This is a genomic window from Methylobacterium terrae, assembly GCF_003173755.1.
Lineage (GTDB): Bacteria > Pseudomonadota > Alphaproteobacteria > Rhizobiales > Beijerinckiaceae > Methylobacterium > Methylobacterium terrae.
Window position 1 is genome coordinate 916248 of the sequence record NZ_CP029553.1, and the last position, 14948, is coordinate 931195.

Consider the following 14948-nt stretch of genomic DNA (forward strand, 5'->3'; position numbering starts at 1 on the left):
GATGTCGGACGAGACCGACCAGGAAGACCGCACCGAGGACGCGACCCAGCGACGCCTCGACGAGGCGATCAGGCGCGGCGACGTCGCCACCAGCCAGGAGGTCAACACCTTCCTGATGCTCGGCACCTTCACGCTGGTGCTGATGGTCGCCGCGGCCCCCCTCGCCCGCGGGCTCCTGTCCGACCTCCAGGGCCTGCTCGCCCACCTGCACGAGGTGCCCTCGGATCCGGCCGCCTACATGGCGTTCGGCCGCCGCGCCCTCCTGGCGGCGCTCCTCGCGCTGGCGGTGCCGGTGGGAGCGGTGGCGGCCGCCGGCGTGATCGGCGGCCTCGTCCAGCACCCGCTGGTCTGGACCACCGAGACCCTGGGGGCGCAGTGGAGCCGCGTCTCGCCGATGGCGGGCCTCAAGAGGCTCTTCGGCCCGGAGGCGTGGTTCCAGTTCGCCAAGGGCCTCGTCAAGATCCTGCTCGTCGGCGTCGCCGCCGGCCTGGTGATGTGGGGCGACCGGGACCGGCTCGAGGCCTTCGCGCGCCTCGAGCCTCCGCGCGTGCTCCAGGGTACCCTCGCGCTCTGCCTGCGGCTGATGGGCGCGGTGCTGGCGGCCTACGTCGTCGTCACCCTCGGCGACGCGCTCTACCAGCGCTTCCGCTGGCGGGCGCGCCACCGGATGACGAAGCAGGAGATCAAGGAGGAGCTGAAGGAGCAGGACGGCAGCCCGGAGGTGAAGGGCCGGATGCGCCAGATCCGCATGCAGCGGGTGAAGAGGCGCATGATGGCGGCGGTGCCGGGGGCGAGCGTGATCGTCACCAACCCGACCCATTTCGCGGTGGCCCTGCGCTACGAGGCCGGCATGGCCGCGCCGGTCTGCGTCGCCAAGGGCGTCGACGCGCTGGCCCTGCGCATCCGCGAGGTGGCGCGCGAGCACGGGGTGCCGATCGTCGAGAACCCGCCGCTGGCGCGCGCGCTCCACGCCACCGTCGAGATCGACGCGGCGGTGCCGCCCGAGCATTACCGGGCGGTGGCCGAGGTGATCGGCTACGTCCTGCGCCTGCGTCGCCGCCACTGACGCGGGCCCGGAACGAACCGGGAATTCATTCCACGGAAACGCCGCGCCTGCTAGGGAACGCGGCGAGGGGCCGATCCGGCCCCGCGGAACGGTCGAGGTCCGGACGCGTGGTCCGGGCCCGCGGGGAGTGTCGAGGCGACATGCCGGAGTTGAGCCCATCCGCGGCGGAGGCCGCCCTCGACCGCTCCGAGCGGCCCGGCCGGGTCAGCCTGCTCCTGCTGCTCGCCGGTCTCCTCGTCGGTGCGGCGGTGGGCCTGAGCTTCGTCGCCAACGAGCAGGCCCAGCCGATCATCCTCGGTCTCCTGGCGCTGCTCGCCATGGCGGGCGTGTTCTGCCTCTTCGCCTTCGCCATCGGGGCGATCCAGCTCACCGGGCAGGGCGCCCGCAACGACGTCACCAAGGCGGTGGTGGATGCAGCCCCCGACGGCATGATCGCCATGGAGGAGGGCGGCCGGCCGATCTACGCCAACGCCGCCTACCTGAAGCTCGCCGGCAGCGACACCTTCACCAACCTGCGACCCGTGGAGCGGGTCTTCGTCGGCTCGCCGGAGGTGTCGGAGGCGGTCTACCGCCTGGCCCAGGCCGCCCGCGAGGGCCGCTCGCTGTCCGAGGAGATCCGCATGGCGCCCCCGCCCGGGGGCACGGCGGAGCGCGACTTCGCCTGGTTCCGCATCGGCGTGCGGCCGCTGCCGCTGCCGCGCCGGCCGGTCGCCCTGTGGAGCGTCGCCGACATCACCCACGAGCGCGAGCGCCAGGAGAACGTCTTCCAGGAGCTCCAGCACGCGATCGACTACCTCGACCACGCGCCGGCGGGCTTCATGGCGGTCGATCCCAAGGGCTCGGTCGTCTACATGAACGCGACGCTCGCCGCCTGGCTCGGCCACGACCTGGCGCAGGTCGGCTCGGGGGGCTTGCGCCTGTCCGAGATCCTGCCCGACGATCTCGGGCCGGTGCTGATCGGCGGCAAGGGCGAGCCCGGCGAGGTCCGCACCGACCGGTTCGACCTCGACCTGCGCCGGCGCAACGGCCACCCGCTCTCGGCCCGGCTCTACCACCGCGTCGCCTACGGCCAGGACGGAAGGCCGGGCGATTCGCGCACGCTCGTGCTCAACCGCTCCGCCGGCGAGGAGAGCGACGATCCCCAGCAGGCGGCCGAATTGCGCTTCGACCGCTTCTTCAACACCAGCCCGGTCGCGGTGGCGACGCTCGCCGCCGACGGGCGGCTCGTGCGCGCCAACGCCTCCTTCGCGCGCCTGTTCGGCACCCTGCCGCGCACCGGCGACGGCAGCGAGGCCGGTCCCCCGGTGCGCGACTTCGTGGTCGAGCGCGACCGCCCGATCGTCGATGCCGCCGCGCGCGCCGCGGCGGAGGGGCGGGGCGACGTGCCGCCGGTCGAGATCGGGGTCTCGGCGCCGGTCAACCGCTCGGCCCGGATCTGGCTCAGCCCGGCGGGCACCGCCGGCGGCGCCTCGGGCGCGGTGATCCTCTACGCCCTCGACACCACGGCCCAGCACCAGCTCCAGCAGCAGGTCAACCAGGCCCAGAAGATGGAGATGGTCGGCCAGCTCGCCGGCGGCATCGCGCACGACTTCAACAACGTGCTGCAGGCGATCATCGGCTACTCGGACCTCCTGCTGGCGAGCCACCGGCCGACCGACCCGGCCTTCCAGGACATCATGCAGATCAAGCAGAACGCCAACCGGGCCGCGAGCCTGGTGCGGCAACTGCTGGCCTTCTCGCGCCGCCAGACCCTGCGACCCGAGGTGATCCACCTCGGCGAGGCGCTCTCCGACCTCACCCTGCTGCTCAAGCGCCTGCTCGGCGAGCGGGTCGAGCTCGACCTCAAGCACGGCCGCGACCTCTGGCCGGTCAAGGCCGACGTCAACCAGTTCGAGCAGGTGATCGTGAACCTCGCGGTCAATGCCCGCGACGCGATGCCGGAGGGCGGCCGCCTCCTGATCCGCACCGCCAACATGGCGGCGGAGGCGGTGGGGGCGCTGCGCCTCAACGGGTTGCCGGGCGCCGACCACGTCTTGATCGAGGTCAGCGACACCGGCACCGGCATGACGCCGGAGGTGATGGAGAAGATCTTCGAGCCGTTCTTCACCACCAAGGAGGTGAACAAGGGCACGGGCCTCGGCCTCTCGACGGTGTTCGGCATCGTCAAGCAGTCCGGCGGCTACATCGACGTGCGCTCCACCGTCGGCCAGGGGACGGTCTTCGCCATCTACCTGCCGCGCCACGTGCCGGTGCCGGAGGCCGAGGCCCCCGAGGCGCCGGCGGAGATCGCCCCGCCCGTTCCGGGCGCCGCCCCGGCCGCGGCCGCGCCGGCCGAGCCCGCCAAGGCGCCCGCCCGCGACCTCACCGGCCACGGCACGATCCTGCTCGTCGAGGACGAGGACCCGGTCCGCGCCGTCAACGGCCGGGCGCTCACCGCCCGCGGCTACACCGTGCTCGAGGCCGCCTCCGGCCTCGAGGCCCTGCAGATCATGCAGGAGCGCGAGGTGCCCGTCGACCTCGTCGTCTCCGACGTGGTGATGCCCGAGATGGACGGCCCGACCCTGCTGCGCGAACTCCGCAAGGCCCATCCGGGCCTCAAGGTGATCTTCGTCTCCGGCTACGCCGAGGACGCCTTCCGCAAGAACCTGCCCGACGGCGAGGAGTTCAACTTCCTGCCCAAGCCCTTCAGCCTGAAGCAGCTCGTCGAGACGGTGAAGACCACGATGGCGGGGTGAGGCCGCCTCGATCGCCTTCCTTGTGGCCGCCGCGCACCGAACTTACATACATGTGGGTAACGAGGAGGCGGCCATGAAGAGCGCGATCAGCATGCGCGAGCTCCAGAAGATGTCGGCCGGCGCGATCCAGGCGCTGCCGCATGCAATGCCGATCAAGAACGGGACGGCGACCGTCGGCATCCTGCTGCCCGTTCATCGTGTGTCTCCAGAGGAAATGCGCAAGGTGCTGGCCGATATTGATGCGGCTGCGGCGCGTCGGACTCCGGAGGAGAACGCTGTGATCGACCGGTTGCTGGCGGAGCGCGGCGCCGAGTGATGATCTGATCGATAGTCTCCATGGGAACGCCACGTCCTCCCTCTGCGGTCATCATCGTCGATGCCAACATCATCCTGAGCGTCGCTCTGGGACGACGGTCTCGTCCTACTTTCGAAATCATTCAGGCGCGTAGAGAGCTCGTTACATCGACGAGATCAGTCGAAGAGGTCGTCGGCGTGCTGCGCGACTTGAAGGGAGTGCGCGAGACGATGACGGCGCAGACGGAGGTGATCCTGCGCGATCTCGCGATCGTCGAGGCCTCGGCCTATGCAGAGCATCTACCCGAGGCCGCCCGCGTCCTCTCCCAAGCCGTCGCCTCCCGCAACGGCTCGACGTCCGACGCGCACGTCCTCGCCTGCGCCTGGCTGCTGGACGCCGACATCTGGAGCCACGACCGCGATTTTGCCGGCACCGGCTGGCCGTCCTGGTCGAACGCCAACCTGCTGTGCGCCCTCGACGGCGCCTGATCCCCTCGCAATCCCCCGGCGAATTCCTCTATCCGCCCTTGCCGAATGAGAACAAAACGAGTACATAAAACCCAGCCGCGCGATTGAGACTTGCCGCCCCTCCTGCCATAAGGACCCGCCGAGATGGCTCAGCCCCAGATGCGACTGGTGGAAAACCCGACCATGGACAAAGACAAGTCGAAGGCGATCGACGCCGCCCTCGCCCAGATCGAGCGCGCCTTCGGCAAGGGCTCGATCATGCGGCTCGGCAAGGGCGACAAGGTGCAGGAGGTCGAGGTCGTCTCGACCGGCTCCCTCGGCCTCGACATCGCGCTCGGCGTCGGCGGCCTGCCGCGCGGGCGCGTGATCGAGATCTACGGCCCGGAATCCTCCGGCAAGACGACGCTCGCCCTCCACACCATCGCCGAGGCCCAGAAGAAGGGCGGCGTCTGCGCCTTCGTGGATGCCGAGCACGCCCTCGATCCGGTCTACGCCCGCAAGCTCGGCGTCAACCTCGACGACCTGCTGATCTCCCAGCCCGATACCGGCGAGCAGGCCCTCGAGATCACCGACACCCTGGTGCGCTCCGGCGCCATCGACGTGCTGGTGGTCGATTCGGTGGCGGCGCTCACCCCACGGGCCGAGATCGAGGGCGAGATGGGCGACCAGCAGCCGGGCCTCCAGGCCCGCCTGATGAGCCAGGCCCTGCGCAAGCTCACCGGCTCGATCTCGCGCTCGAACTGCATGGTCATCTTCATCAACCAGATCCGGATGAAGATCGGCGTGATGTACGGCAGCCCCGAGACCACGACGGGCGGCAACGCGCTGAAGTTCTACGCCTCGGTGCGCCTCGACATCCGCCGCATCTCGACCCTCAAGGATCGCGACCAGCCGATCGGCAACAGCGTCCGGGTCAAGGTGGTCAAGAACAAGGTGGCGCCGCCGTTCAAGCAGGTCGAGTTCGACATCATGTTCGGCGAGGGCGTATCGAAGGTCGGCGAGCTGATCGACCTCGGCGTCAAGGCCGGCATCGTCGAGAAGTCGGGCGCCTGGTTCTCCTACGACAGCCAGCGCCTCGGCCAGGGCCGCGAGAACTCGAAGGGCTTCCTGCGCGACAACCCCGACATCGCCAACAAGATCGAGGCCTCGATCCGGCAGAATTCGGGCCTCGTCGCCGACAAGATCCTCGAGAACGCCACGCCGACCGCCGACGACCTCGACGAGGGGACGGCCTGACCGAGGGATCGGCTCCAAAGGACGTCAGGGGCCGCCGCGCGACGAGCGCGGCGGCCCTTTCTCGTTACAGGCCGCCCGGCCCGGCCCAGCCGAACAGCCCGCCGAACACGAAGCCGATGCCGACGATCGCCACGCCCCAGACCGGCGTGCGGATCCACGGGATGCCGAAGCCGTAGATCGGCAGGTAGAGGAGGCGTGCCCAGAAATAGAGCTCGGCTCCCCACGCCACCGCACCGCCCTGTCTCCCCGTGACCGCGGCGGCGAGCACCAGGGCGGCGAAGAGCGGGAAGGTCTCGAAGAAGTTGGCGGAGGCCCGCTTCAGCCGGGCGGCGGCGCCGGTGACCTCGCCCTCGCCCTCCCGGTTGCCCGCCGCCCAGGTCAGCCCGCCGCGCTGCTGGAGCCCGGCGATCGAGGCCGCCATGACGTGGGCAAAGCCCAGGGCGGCCGAGAAGGCGAGGAGGCGGATCTCTTCGGTCATGACGGCGTGAATCCTGCCGGGGCGGGCCGGCGGCCGCGCTTGCTGAGCCTCACATAGCGGCGGTGCCCCGCCTCGACACGGGGGGAGCGCGTGACTAAAGACACGCGGATGCATCCGCGGGCCGCCCGTGGTGCGCTCCGTTTCCAATGCCCGCCTTTCGCCCGGCCCGCCTTCCGCAGAGACGATTCTTCCCATGAGTGGCGTCAACGAGATCCGGTCCACCTTCCTGGACTACTTCGCCAAGCACGGTCACGAGGTGGTGCCGTCCTCGCCGCTGGTGCCGCGCAACGACCCGACGTTGATGTTCACCAACGCCGGCATGGTGCAGTTCAAGAACGTCTTCACCGGCGTCGAGAAGCGGCCCTACCAGCGCGCCACCACGGCCCAGAAGTGCGTGCGCGCCGGCGGCAAGCACAACGACCTCGACAACGTCGGGTACACGGCGCGCCACCACACCTTCTTCGAGATGCTGGGCAATTTCTCGTTCGGCGACTATTTCAAGCCGCTGGCGATCGAGCTCGCCTGGAACCTCGTCACCAAGGAGTTCGGGCTCTCGCCCGAGAGGCTGCTGGTCACGGTCTACGCCGACGACGACGATGCCGCCGCCCTGTGGCGCAAGATCGCCGGCTTCTCCGACGACCGCATCATCCGCATCCCGACCTCCGACAATTTCTGGCAGATGGGCGATACCGGCCCCTGCGGCCCGTGCTCGGAGATCTTCATCGACCAGGGCCCGGAGCTGTGGGGCGGTCCGCCCGGCAGCCCGGAGGAGGACGGCGACCGCTTCCTCGAGTTCTGGAACCTCGTGTTCATGCAGTACGAGCAGATCGAGCCGGGCAACCGGGTCGGCCTGCCGCGGCCCTCGATCGATACCGGCATGGGCCTCGAGCGCATGGCGGCGATCCTCCAGGGCGTGAAGAGCAACTACGACACCGACCTGTTCCGCAGCCTGATCGACGCGGTGGCGCACCAGGTCGGCCGGGCGCCCGAGGGCAAGGAGACCGCCTCCTACCGGGTGATCGCCGACCACCTGCGCGCCGCGTCCTTCCTCGTCGCCGACGGGGTGCTGCCGAGCAACGAGGGCCGCGGCTACGTGCTGCGCCGGATCATGCGGCGCGCCATGCGCCACGCCCAGCTCCTCGGCGCCCGCGACCCGATGATGTTCCGCCTGGTGCCGACGCTCGTGCGCGAGATGGGCCAGGCCTATCCCGAACTGGCGCGCGCCGAGAGCCTGATCGCCGAGACCCTGCGGCTGGAGGAGACCCGGTTCCGCCGCACCCTCGAGCGCGGCCTGTCGATCCTCGACGCCGAGACCCGCGACCTGTCGGAGGGCCAGAGCCTGTCGGGCGAGACCGCCTTCACCCTCTACGACACCTACGGCTTCCCCCTCGACCTGACCCAGGACGCGCTCAAGTCCCGCGGCATCGCGGTCGATACCGACGGCTTCTCGGCCGCGATGCAGCGCCAGCGCGCGGCCGCCCGCGCCGCTTGGGTCGGCTCCGGCGAGGCCGCCACCGAGACCCTGTGGTACGCCCTTCGCGAGCGCACCGGCGCCACCGAGTTCCTGGGATACGACACGGAAGAGGCCGAGGCCGTGGTCACCGCGCTCGTGCGTGGCGGCGCCGAGGTCGAGGCGATCCAGGCCGGCGAGGAGGGCCTGCTCGTCGTCACCCAGACGCCGTTCTATGCTGAGTCCGGCGGCCAGGTCGGCGATACCGGCACGGTGACGGGCCCGGGTCTCAAGGTCCGGGTGACCGCGACCGAGAAGAAGCTCGGCGACCTCTTCGTCCACCACGTCGCGGTGGGGGAGGGGACCTTGAGCCTCAACCAGCCGGTCGAGCTGAAGGTCGATCACGCCCGCCGCTCGGCGATCCGCGCCAACCACTCCGCCACCCACCTGCTGCACGAGGCCCTGCGCCAGGTGCTCGGCGACCACGTCGCCCAGAAGGGCTCGCTCGTCGCGCCCGAGCGCCTGCGCTTCGACATCAGCCACCCGAAGCCGATCGAGGCCGAGGAACTGGCCCGGGTCGAGGAGATCGCCAACCGGGTGCTGCTCCAGAACGAGCCGGTGGTGACGAAGCTGATGGCGGTCGACGACGCCATCGCGTCGGGTGCCCGCGCGCTGTTCGGGGAGAAGTACGGCGAGGAGGTGCGCGTGGTCTCGATGGGCCGCGACGCCGCCGAGGACGGCCGGCCCAGGACCTTCTCGGTCGAGCTCTGCGGCGGTACCCATGTCGGGCGTACCGGCGATATCGGCCTGGTGACGGTGCTGGCCGAGAGCGCGGTCGGCGCCGGCGTGCGCCGGATCGAGGCGATGACGGGCGATGCCGCCCGCCGGCATCTGGCCGGCGAGAGCCGCCGGCTCGCGGCGATCGCGGGTCTCCTCAAGGCGCCGGTCGCCGAGGCCCCCGAGCGCTTGGCCGCCCTCCTCGACGAGCGCCGCCGGATGGAGCGCGAGCTCGCGGATGCGCGCCGCAAGCTCGCCATGGGCGGGGGGGCCGCCGGCGGCAACGACGATGCCGTGCGCGACGTCGCCGGCACGAAGCTTATGGCCCGGGTCGTGCAGGGGGTCGAGATGCGCGACCTCAAGAGCCTGGCCGACGAGGGCAAGAAGCGGCTCGGCTCCGGGATCGTGGCGATCGTCGGCGTGGCGCCGGACGGCAAGGCCGGCCTCGTCGTCGGCGTGACCGAGGACCTGACCGGCCGGTTCGACGCCGTCGCCCTGGTGCGGGCGGGCTCGGAGCGGCTCGGCGGCAAGGGCGGCGGCGGGCGCCGCGACATGGCCCAGGCCGGCGGTCCCGACGGGGCGGCGGCCGACGCCGCCCTGGAGGCGATCACGGCGGCCCTGGCGGGCGCCTGATCGCGGACGGGGCGAGCGGGGGCCGGTGGCCGACATCGAGGTGTCACGAGTGATGCGTTGCGGCCACAGGCCGGTCATCGCGGGCGAGGCGGGCCCGTTCCGCCTCCGGGAGCGCGGCCTTCGCTCCCGGGGCCACCCCTTTCGCCCGTTCGACGAGCATTCCGCTCACGTCGTCCCAAATATCCGCCGCCACGTCCCGCAATCGCGTCTGGCCGAGATCGGCCGGGTGGTCGTGAAGAGGGCGGAGCTGTACGAGTGCCGATTGCAGCTCGTCTCGCCAAACCGTGCTCGATCGCCGGCCGACCTTGCTCATCCCGCATCGGCGAAGTAGAGGCTGCGGAGCCCGGTCGAGCGCGGCTCGGGGACGTGGTTGCGCCACGATTGCCGGGCAAGAGCCGCCCGACGAAATCGGGCCGCGCGACGTCGGAAGGTTGCAGGGATGCAGGTCATCGATCAGGCGATACCGGCGGTGAAGCTGGTGATCCCGAAGCGGCACGGCGATGCGCGCGGCTGGTTCTCGGAAACCTACCGGGCCGACATCCTGGCTGCCCACGGCGTCGAGGACCGCTTCATCCAGGACAACCAGTCCTTCTCGGCGCAACAGGGAACCGTCCGCGGCCTGCACTTCCAGCGCCATCCCTTCGCCCAGGCCAAACTGATCCGCGTGCTCGCCGGCGCGATCCTCGACGTTGCCGTCGACCTGCGCCGCGACTCGCCCACCTACGGCCGCCACGTCGCCGTCCGCCTCGATGCGTCGGACGGCCACCAGCTCTACGTCCCGATCGGCTTCGGGCATGGCTTCTGCACCCTCGAGCCGGACACGATGGTGGCCTACAAGGTCGCCGGCGGCGTCTACAGCCCGGAGCACGACGGCAACCTGCTGTGGAACGATCCGGATCTCGGCATCGACTGGCCGGTGACCGAGGCCGAGGCCCAGCTCTCGGAGAAGGACAAGGTCGCGCCCCGCTTCGCCGACCTCCCCCCGCTGTTCTGACGGCCTGGCCGGCATCCACCCCTTCCCGGAGATCACCCACCCCATGCGCATCCTCGTCACGGGCGGCTGCGGCTTCATCGGCTCGGCCCTGGTCCTGCACCTCGTCCACGACCTCGGCCACGAGGTCCTGACCCTCGACGCGCTGACCTACGCGGCGAACCCGATCTCGCTGATGCCGCTGAAGGGCGACAACCGGCACCGCTTCGCGGAGGCCGACATCTGCGACCACGAGAAGGTCTCGGGCCTTTTCGCCGAGTTCCGGCCGCAAGCCGTGATGCACCTCGCCGCCGAGAGCCACGTCGACCGCTCGATCACCGGGCCGGGTGCCTTCATCCGCACCAACGTGGTCGGCACCCAGGTCATGCTGGAAGTCGCCCGCAGCTACTATAACGGGCTCTCGGGCGCGGAGCGCGACGCCTTCCGCTTCCTCCACGTCTCGACCGACGAGGTCTACGGCTCGTTGCCCCCGGGCGCCTTCTTCACCGAGGACAGCCGCTACGACCCGCGCTCGCCCTACTCGGCCTCCAAGGCAGCCTCCGACCACCTGGCGCGGGCCTGGCACGAGACCTACGGCCTGCCGGTGCTGGTGACCAACTGCTCGAACAATTACGGGCCGCGGCACTTCCCCGAGAAGCTGATCCCGCTGATGATCCTCAACGCCCTCGACGGCAAGGACCTGCCGGTCTACGGCGACGGCCAGAACGAGCGCGACTGGATCCACGTCGAGGACCACGCCCGCGGCCTCGTCGCGGTGCTGGAGAAGGGCCGGGTCGGCGAGACCTACCTGCTCGGCGGCCGCTCGGTGCGCAACAACCTCGACGTGGTGAAGACGCTCTGCGCGATCTTCGACCGCCTTCGTCCCGAGGCCGGCCCGCACGAGCGCCTGATCAAGTTCGTCACCGACCGTCCGGGCCACGACCGACGCTACGCCATCGACCCGAGCAAGGCCGAGGCGGAAGTCGGCTACAAGCCGACCCGCACCTTCGAGCAGGCGCTCGAGGACACCGTGCGCTGGTACCTCGACAACGAGTCCTGGTGGCGCCCGATCCGCGAGGGCCGCTATTCCGGCGAGCGCCTCGGCCTGAGCGCGGAGTGAGACGGATGGCGCGGGAGATCGTGACGCGGGAGATCCTGGTCCTCGGCGGCGGCGGCCAGGTCGGCACCGAGTTGCAGCGGCAGTCGTGGGGAGAGGGGGTGGCGATCCACGCCCCGACCCGGGACGCCCTCGACATCACCGACGAGGCCGCAATCGCCCGCGCGGTCGCCGAGCGTCCCTACGCGGCGGTGATCAACACCGCCGCCTACACGGCGGTCGACAAGGCCGAGAGCGACGTGGCCGCCGCCTGGCGGCTCAACGCGCTGGCGCCCGCCTACCTGGCGGCCGAGACCGCGAAGGCCGGCATCCCGCTGGTCCACGTCTCGACCGACTACGTGTTCGACGGCTCGGGCACGGGCGCCTACGCTCCCGACGCACCGGTGCATCCCGTGAGCGTCTACGGCGCCAGCAAGGCCGCCGGCGAGATGGCGGTGCGCACCGGCAACCCGCGCCACGCGGTGGTCCGCACGGCCTGGGTGGTGAGCCCGCACCGGGCGAACTTCGTCAAGACGATGCTGCGCCTCGCGGGCGAGCGCGACAAGCTCACGGTGGTCGCCGACCAGCGCGGCTGCCCGACCTCGGCCGGCGACCTCGCCGCGGCGCTCGTCGCCGTCGCGCTGCGCTTGGCCGAGGACGGGAATGCGCCCGCCGGCACCTATCACTGCGTCAATGCCGGGGCGACGACCTGGTACGATTTCGCGGTCGCCATCATGGCGGGTGCGGCAGCCCGCGGGGCGCGCTCCGTGCCGGTCGAGCCGATCCCGAGCACCGCCTTCAAGACCCCGGTCACCCGACCGGCCAATTCCGAGCTCTCGACCGAGACGCTCAACCGGGCATTCGGCCTCACGCCCCGCCCGTGGTCCGAGGCCCTCGATGACATCCTGGACCAGCTGATCGGCTCCCCGCTCAAACAAGCCTGAAGGAATAGGACACCATGAAGGGCATCGTGCTCGCCGGTGGATCCGGCACGCGGCTGCACCCGGCGACGCTGGCGATCAACAAGCAGCTGCTGCCGGTCTACGACAAGCCGATGATCTATTATCCGGTGTCGGTGCTGATGCTGGCCGGCATCCGCGACATCCTGCTGATCTCGTCGCCGGAGCACATCGACAACTACAAGCGCCTGTTCGGCACCGGCGAGCAGTTCGGCATCACCATCTCGTACGCGCTGCAGCCGAAGCCCGAGGGGCTGGCCCAGGCCTTCGTCATCGGCCGCGAGTTCGTCGGCGACGACTCGGTCGCGCTGGTGCTCGGCGACAACCTGTTCTTCGGCGCCGGCATGCGCCAGCTCCTGGCCAAGGCCCGCGACCGGAAGACCGGCGCCACGGTGTTCGCCTACCACGTCGACCAGCCGGAGGCCTACGGCGTCGTCACCCTCGACAAGGAGGGCCGCGCCACCAAGCTCGTCGAGAAGCCGAAGAACCCGGAATCGCCCTGGGCGGTGACCGGCCTCTACTTCTACGACAACCAGGTGCTCGACATCGCGGCGGCGGTGAAGCCCTCGCACCGCGGCGAGCTCGAGATCACCGACGTCAACCAGGCCTATCTCGACCGCGGCCAGCTCCACGTCGAGTGCATGTCGCGCGGCTATGCCTGGCTCGATACCGGCACCCACGACAACCTGCTCGAGGCCGGCGAGTTCGTCCGCGTCATCCAGCACCGCCAGGGCATGCAGGTCGCCTGCCTGGAGGAGATCGCCTACACGCAAGGCTTCATCACCCGCGAGCAGGTGGTGGCCCGCGGCCAGCTCTTCGCCAAGACCAATTACGGCCAGAGCCTGCTCCGCCTCGCCCGCGAGGAGGAGCCGGGCCAAGCCCTGCTGTAGCGTCTTCCTGCTCCAAGCTTCCCCTGCTCCAGCGTCTCCCCGCTCTCGGCGCCTCGCCGGATCCAGGGCAACGAGGGCCGCACCGTCCCCGGAAGGGGAAGGCTGCGGCCCTCGGCGTTTTTTCGGCCCCGCACCGCCCGAAAAGACCGAGTTTTCGCCGCGCCCCGGCGCGTGCTAAGCCGCGGGCACGGCCAAGTCTGGTGCGGGACAAGTCCCGGACCAGGAGCCTCCCGGCGGGCGCGCGACTCTTCTTCAGGAATGGGCGACAGCATGAAGGACATCCTCGAACGGCTCGACCAGCGGCGCGCGCAGGCCCGGGTCGGCGGCGGCGAGAGCCGGGTGGCGGCGCAGCACAAGCGCGGCAAGCTCACGGCGCGCGAGCGCATCGAGCTCCTCCTCGACTCGGGGTCGTTCGAGGAATTCGACATGTTCGTGCAGCACCGCTCGAACGATTTCGGGATGGAGCGGCAGAAGATCCCGGGCGACGGCGTCGTCACCGGCTGGGGCACCATCAACGGCCGCGCGGTCTTCGTGTTCTCCAAGGACTTCACGGTCTTCGGCGGCTCGCTCTCCGAGGCGCACGCCCAGAAGATCATCAAGGTCCAGGACACGGCGCTCAAGATGCGCGCCCCGATCATCGGCATCTTCGATGCCGGCGGCGCCCGCATCCAGGAGGGCGTCGCGGCGCTCGGCGGCTACGGCGAGGTGTTCAAGCGCAACGTCACGGCGTCCGGCGTGATCCCGCAGATCTCGGTGATCATGGGGCCGTGCGCCGGCGGCGACGTCTACTCGCCGGCGATGACCGACTTCATCTTCATGGTGCGCGACACGAGCTACATGTTCGTGACCGGGCCGGACGTGGTGAAGACGGTCACCAACGAGGTGGTGACGGCCGAAGAGCTCGGCGGCGCCAAGGTCCACACCTCGAAGTCGTCCATCGCCGACGGCTCGTACGAGAACGACGTCGAGGCGCTCCTGCAGATCCGGCGCCTGATGGACTTCCTGCCGGCCAACAACCAGGCCGGCGTGCCGGAACTCGAGAGCTTCGACGATCCCGCCCGCCTCGACCGCAGCCTCGACACCCTGATCCCCGACAACCCGAACAAGCCCTACGACATGGGCGAGCTGATCCGGCGGGTGGTCGACGAGGGCGACTTCTTCGAGATCCAGGCGGCGTATGCCCGCAACATCATCACGGGCTTTGCCCGGATCGAGGGCCGCACCGTCGGCTTCGTCGCCAACCAGCCGATGGTGCTGGCCGGCGTGCTCGATTCGGACGCTTCGCGCAAGGCCGCCCGCTTCGTGCGCTTCTGCGACGCGTTCTCGATCCCGATCTGTACCTTCGTCGACGTGCCGGGCTTCCTGCCGGGCACCGCGCAGGAATACGGCGGGCTGATCAAGCACGGCGCCAAACTCCTCTTCGCCTACAGCCAGGCGACGGTGCCGCTCGTCACCGTCATCACACGCAAGGCCTTCGGCGGCGCCTACGACGTGATGGCCTCCAAGCACGTCGGCGGCGACGTGAACTACGCCTGGCCGACCGCCCAGATCGCCGTGATGGGCGCCAAGGGCGCGGTCGAGATCATCTTCCGCCAGGACCTCGGCGATCCCGACAAGATCGCGGCGCGCACGGCCGAGTACGAGGAGCGCTTCATGTCGCCGTTCGTGGCCGCCGAGCGGGGCTACATCGACGAGGTGATCATGCCCCACTCGACGCGCCGCCGCATCGCCCGGGCGCTCGCCATGCTGCGCACCAAGGAGAGCGAGCAGCCCTGGAAGAAGCACGACAACATCCCGCTGTGAGGGGCGGGGCAGCGCCCTCGTTCGGGTAGTGGGCGAGGGTATCCCCCTCTCCCCGCGGGCGGCAAGGCTGTCCGGGGGAAAGAAATGGTGTGG

Annotated in this window: 13 protein-coding genes; 12 read left to right on the forward strand and 1 reads right to left on the reverse strand. The window is 70.4% G+C overall.

Features of this window, described 5'->3' with window-relative positions; all coding sequences use genetic code 11:
- The first annotated feature begins 1 nt into the window (after position 1).
- From flhB to recA, 5 genes are all read left to right on the forward strand, one after another.
- Positions 2–1066 (forward strand): flagellar biosynthesis protein FlhB, encoded by a 1065-nt coding sequence (gene flhB / locus DK419_RS04105; RefSeq protein ID WP_109957967.1) that lies wholly within the window; start codon positions 2–4, stop codon positions 1064–1066.
- 140 nt (positions 1067–1206) lie between these two features.
- Positions 1207–3801: a cell cycle histidine kinase CckA gene (cckA, locus tag DK419_RS04110; protein ID WP_109957968.1), complete on the forward strand. Its 2595-nt coding sequence runs from the start codon at positions 1207–1209 to the stop codon at positions 3799–3801.
- 73 nt (positions 3802–3874) lie between these two features.
- Positions 3875–4117 carry a hypothetical protein gene (locus DK419_RS04115; RefSeq protein ID WP_109957969.1) on the forward strand — a complete coding sequence of 81 codons (243 nt, stop codon included), beginning with the start codon at positions 3875–3877 and terminating at the stop codon, positions 4115–4117.
- 20 nt (positions 4118–4137) lie between these two features.
- Positions 4138–4584: a PIN domain-containing protein gene (locus tag DK419_RS04120; RefSeq protein ID WP_109957970.1), complete on the forward strand. Its 447-nt coding sequence runs from the start codon at positions 4138–4140 to the stop codon at positions 4582–4584.
- A 123-nt stretch (positions 4585–4707) separates the two neighbouring features.
- On the forward strand, positions 4708–5799 hold the full coding sequence (recA, locus tag DK419_RS04125; RefSeq protein WP_109957971.1) for a recombinase RecA: 1092 nt from the start codon (positions 4708–4710) through the stop codon (positions 5797–5799).
- Between the two features lie 64 nt (positions 5800–5863).
- Here the strand turns inward: recA and DK419_RS04130 are convergent, their stop codons facing one another.
- On the reverse strand, positions 5864–6277 hold the full coding sequence (locus DK419_RS04130) for an MAPEG family protein (RefSeq protein ID WP_109957972.1): 414 nt from the start codon (positions 6275–6277) through the stop codon (positions 5864–5866).
- A 193-nt stretch (positions 6278–6470) separates the two neighbouring features.
- On the opposite strand from DK419_RS04130, the gene alaS reads away from it, so the two are divergent.
- The 7 genes from alaS to DK419_RS04165 all read left to right on the forward strand — a co-directional run bounded on the left by alaS (position 6471) and on the right by DK419_RS04165 (position 14855).
- Complete coding sequence (gene alaS, locus DK419_RS04135) at positions 6471–9137, forward strand: alanine--tRNA ligase (protein WP_109957973.1); 2667 nt, start codon at positions 6471–6473, stop codon at positions 9135–9137.
- 25 nt (positions 9138–9162) lie between these two features.
- Entirely contained in the window at positions 9163–9468 is a 306-nt protein-coding gene (locus DK419_RS29145) for a hypothetical protein (protein ID WP_208642279.1), read from the forward strand.
- A 108-nt stretch (positions 9469–9576) separates the two neighbouring features.
- Positions 9577–10131, forward strand: a complete 555-nt coding sequence (gene rfbC / locus DK419_RS04145; RefSeq protein ID WP_109957975.1) for a dTDP-4-dehydrorhamnose 3,5-epimerase — start codon at positions 9577–9579, stop codon at positions 10129–10131.
- A 43-nt stretch (positions 10132–10174) separates the two neighbouring features.
- Entirely contained in the window at positions 10175–11227 is a 1053-nt protein-coding gene (gene rfbB, locus DK419_RS04150) for a dTDP-glucose 4,6-dehydratase (RefSeq protein ID WP_109957976.1), read from the forward strand.
- 5 nt (positions 11228–11232) lie between these two features.
- Positions 11233–12147, forward strand: coding sequence for a dTDP-4-dehydrorhamnose reductase (rfbD, locus tag DK419_RS04155; protein WP_109957977.1), 915 nt, complete (start codon positions 11233–11235; stop codon positions 12145–12147).
- A 14-nt stretch (positions 12148–12161) separates the two neighbouring features.
- Entirely contained in the window at positions 12162–13052 is an 891-nt protein-coding gene (gene rfbA / locus DK419_RS04160) for a glucose-1-phosphate thymidylyltransferase RfbA (RefSeq protein WP_109957978.1), read from the forward strand.
- Positions 13053–13322: 270 nt separating this feature from the next.
- Complete coding sequence (locus DK419_RS04165; RefSeq protein WP_109962117.1) at positions 13323–14855, forward strand: acyl-CoA carboxylase subunit beta; 1533 nt, start codon at positions 13323–13325, stop codon at positions 14853–14855.
- The last annotated feature ends 93 nt before the right edge of the window (positions 14856–14948 follow it).

What these genes read in the sequence shown, in the direction of transcription:
- flhB (WP_109957967.1), top strand. Translation starts at nt 2, where the DNA reads ATGTCGGACGAGACCGACCAGGAAGACCGCACCGAGGACGCGACCCAG.
- cckA (WP_109957968.1), top strand. Translation starts at nt 1,207, where the DNA reads ATGCCGGAGTTGAGCCCATCCGCGGCGGAGGCCGCCCTCGACCGCTCC.
- DK419_RS04115 (WP_109957969.1), top strand. Translation starts at nt 3,875, where the DNA reads ATGAAGAGCGCGATCAGCATGCGCGAGCTCCAGAAGATGTCGGCCGGC.
- DK419_RS04120 (WP_109957970.1), top strand. Translation starts at nt 4,138, where the DNA reads ATGGGAACGCCACGTCCTCCCTCTGCGGTCATCATCGTCGATGCCAAC.
- recA (WP_109957971.1), top strand. Translation starts at nt 4,708, where the DNA reads ATGGCTCAGCCCCAGATGCGACTGGTGGAAAACCCGACCATGGACAAA.
- DK419_RS04130 (WP_109957972.1), bottom strand. Translation starts at nt 6,277, where the DNA reads ATGACCGAAGAGATCCGCCTCCTCGCCTTCTCGGCCGCCCTGGGCTTT.
- alaS (WP_109957973.1), top strand. Translation starts at nt 6,471, where the DNA reads ATGAGTGGCGTCAACGAGATCCGGTCCACCTTCCTGGACTACTTCGCC.
- rfbC (WP_109957975.1), top strand. Translation starts at nt 9,577, where the DNA reads ATGCAGGTCATCGATCAGGCGATACCGGCGGTGAAGCTGGTGATCCCG.
- rfbB (WP_109957976.1), top strand. Translation starts at nt 10,175, where the DNA reads ATGCGCATCCTCGTCACGGGCGGCTGCGGCTTCATCGGCTCGGCCCTG.
- rfbD (WP_109957977.1), top strand. Translation starts at nt 11,233, where the DNA reads ATGGCGCGGGAGATCGTGACGCGGGAGATCCTGGTCCTCGGCGGCGGC.
- rfbA (WP_109957978.1), top strand. Translation starts at nt 12,162, where the DNA reads ATGAAGGGCATCGTGCTCGCCGGTGGATCCGGCACGCGGCTGCACCCG.
- DK419_RS04165 (WP_109962117.1), top strand. Translation starts at nt 13,323, where the DNA reads ATGAAGGACATCCTCGAACGGCTCGACCAGCGGCGCGCGCAGGCCCGG.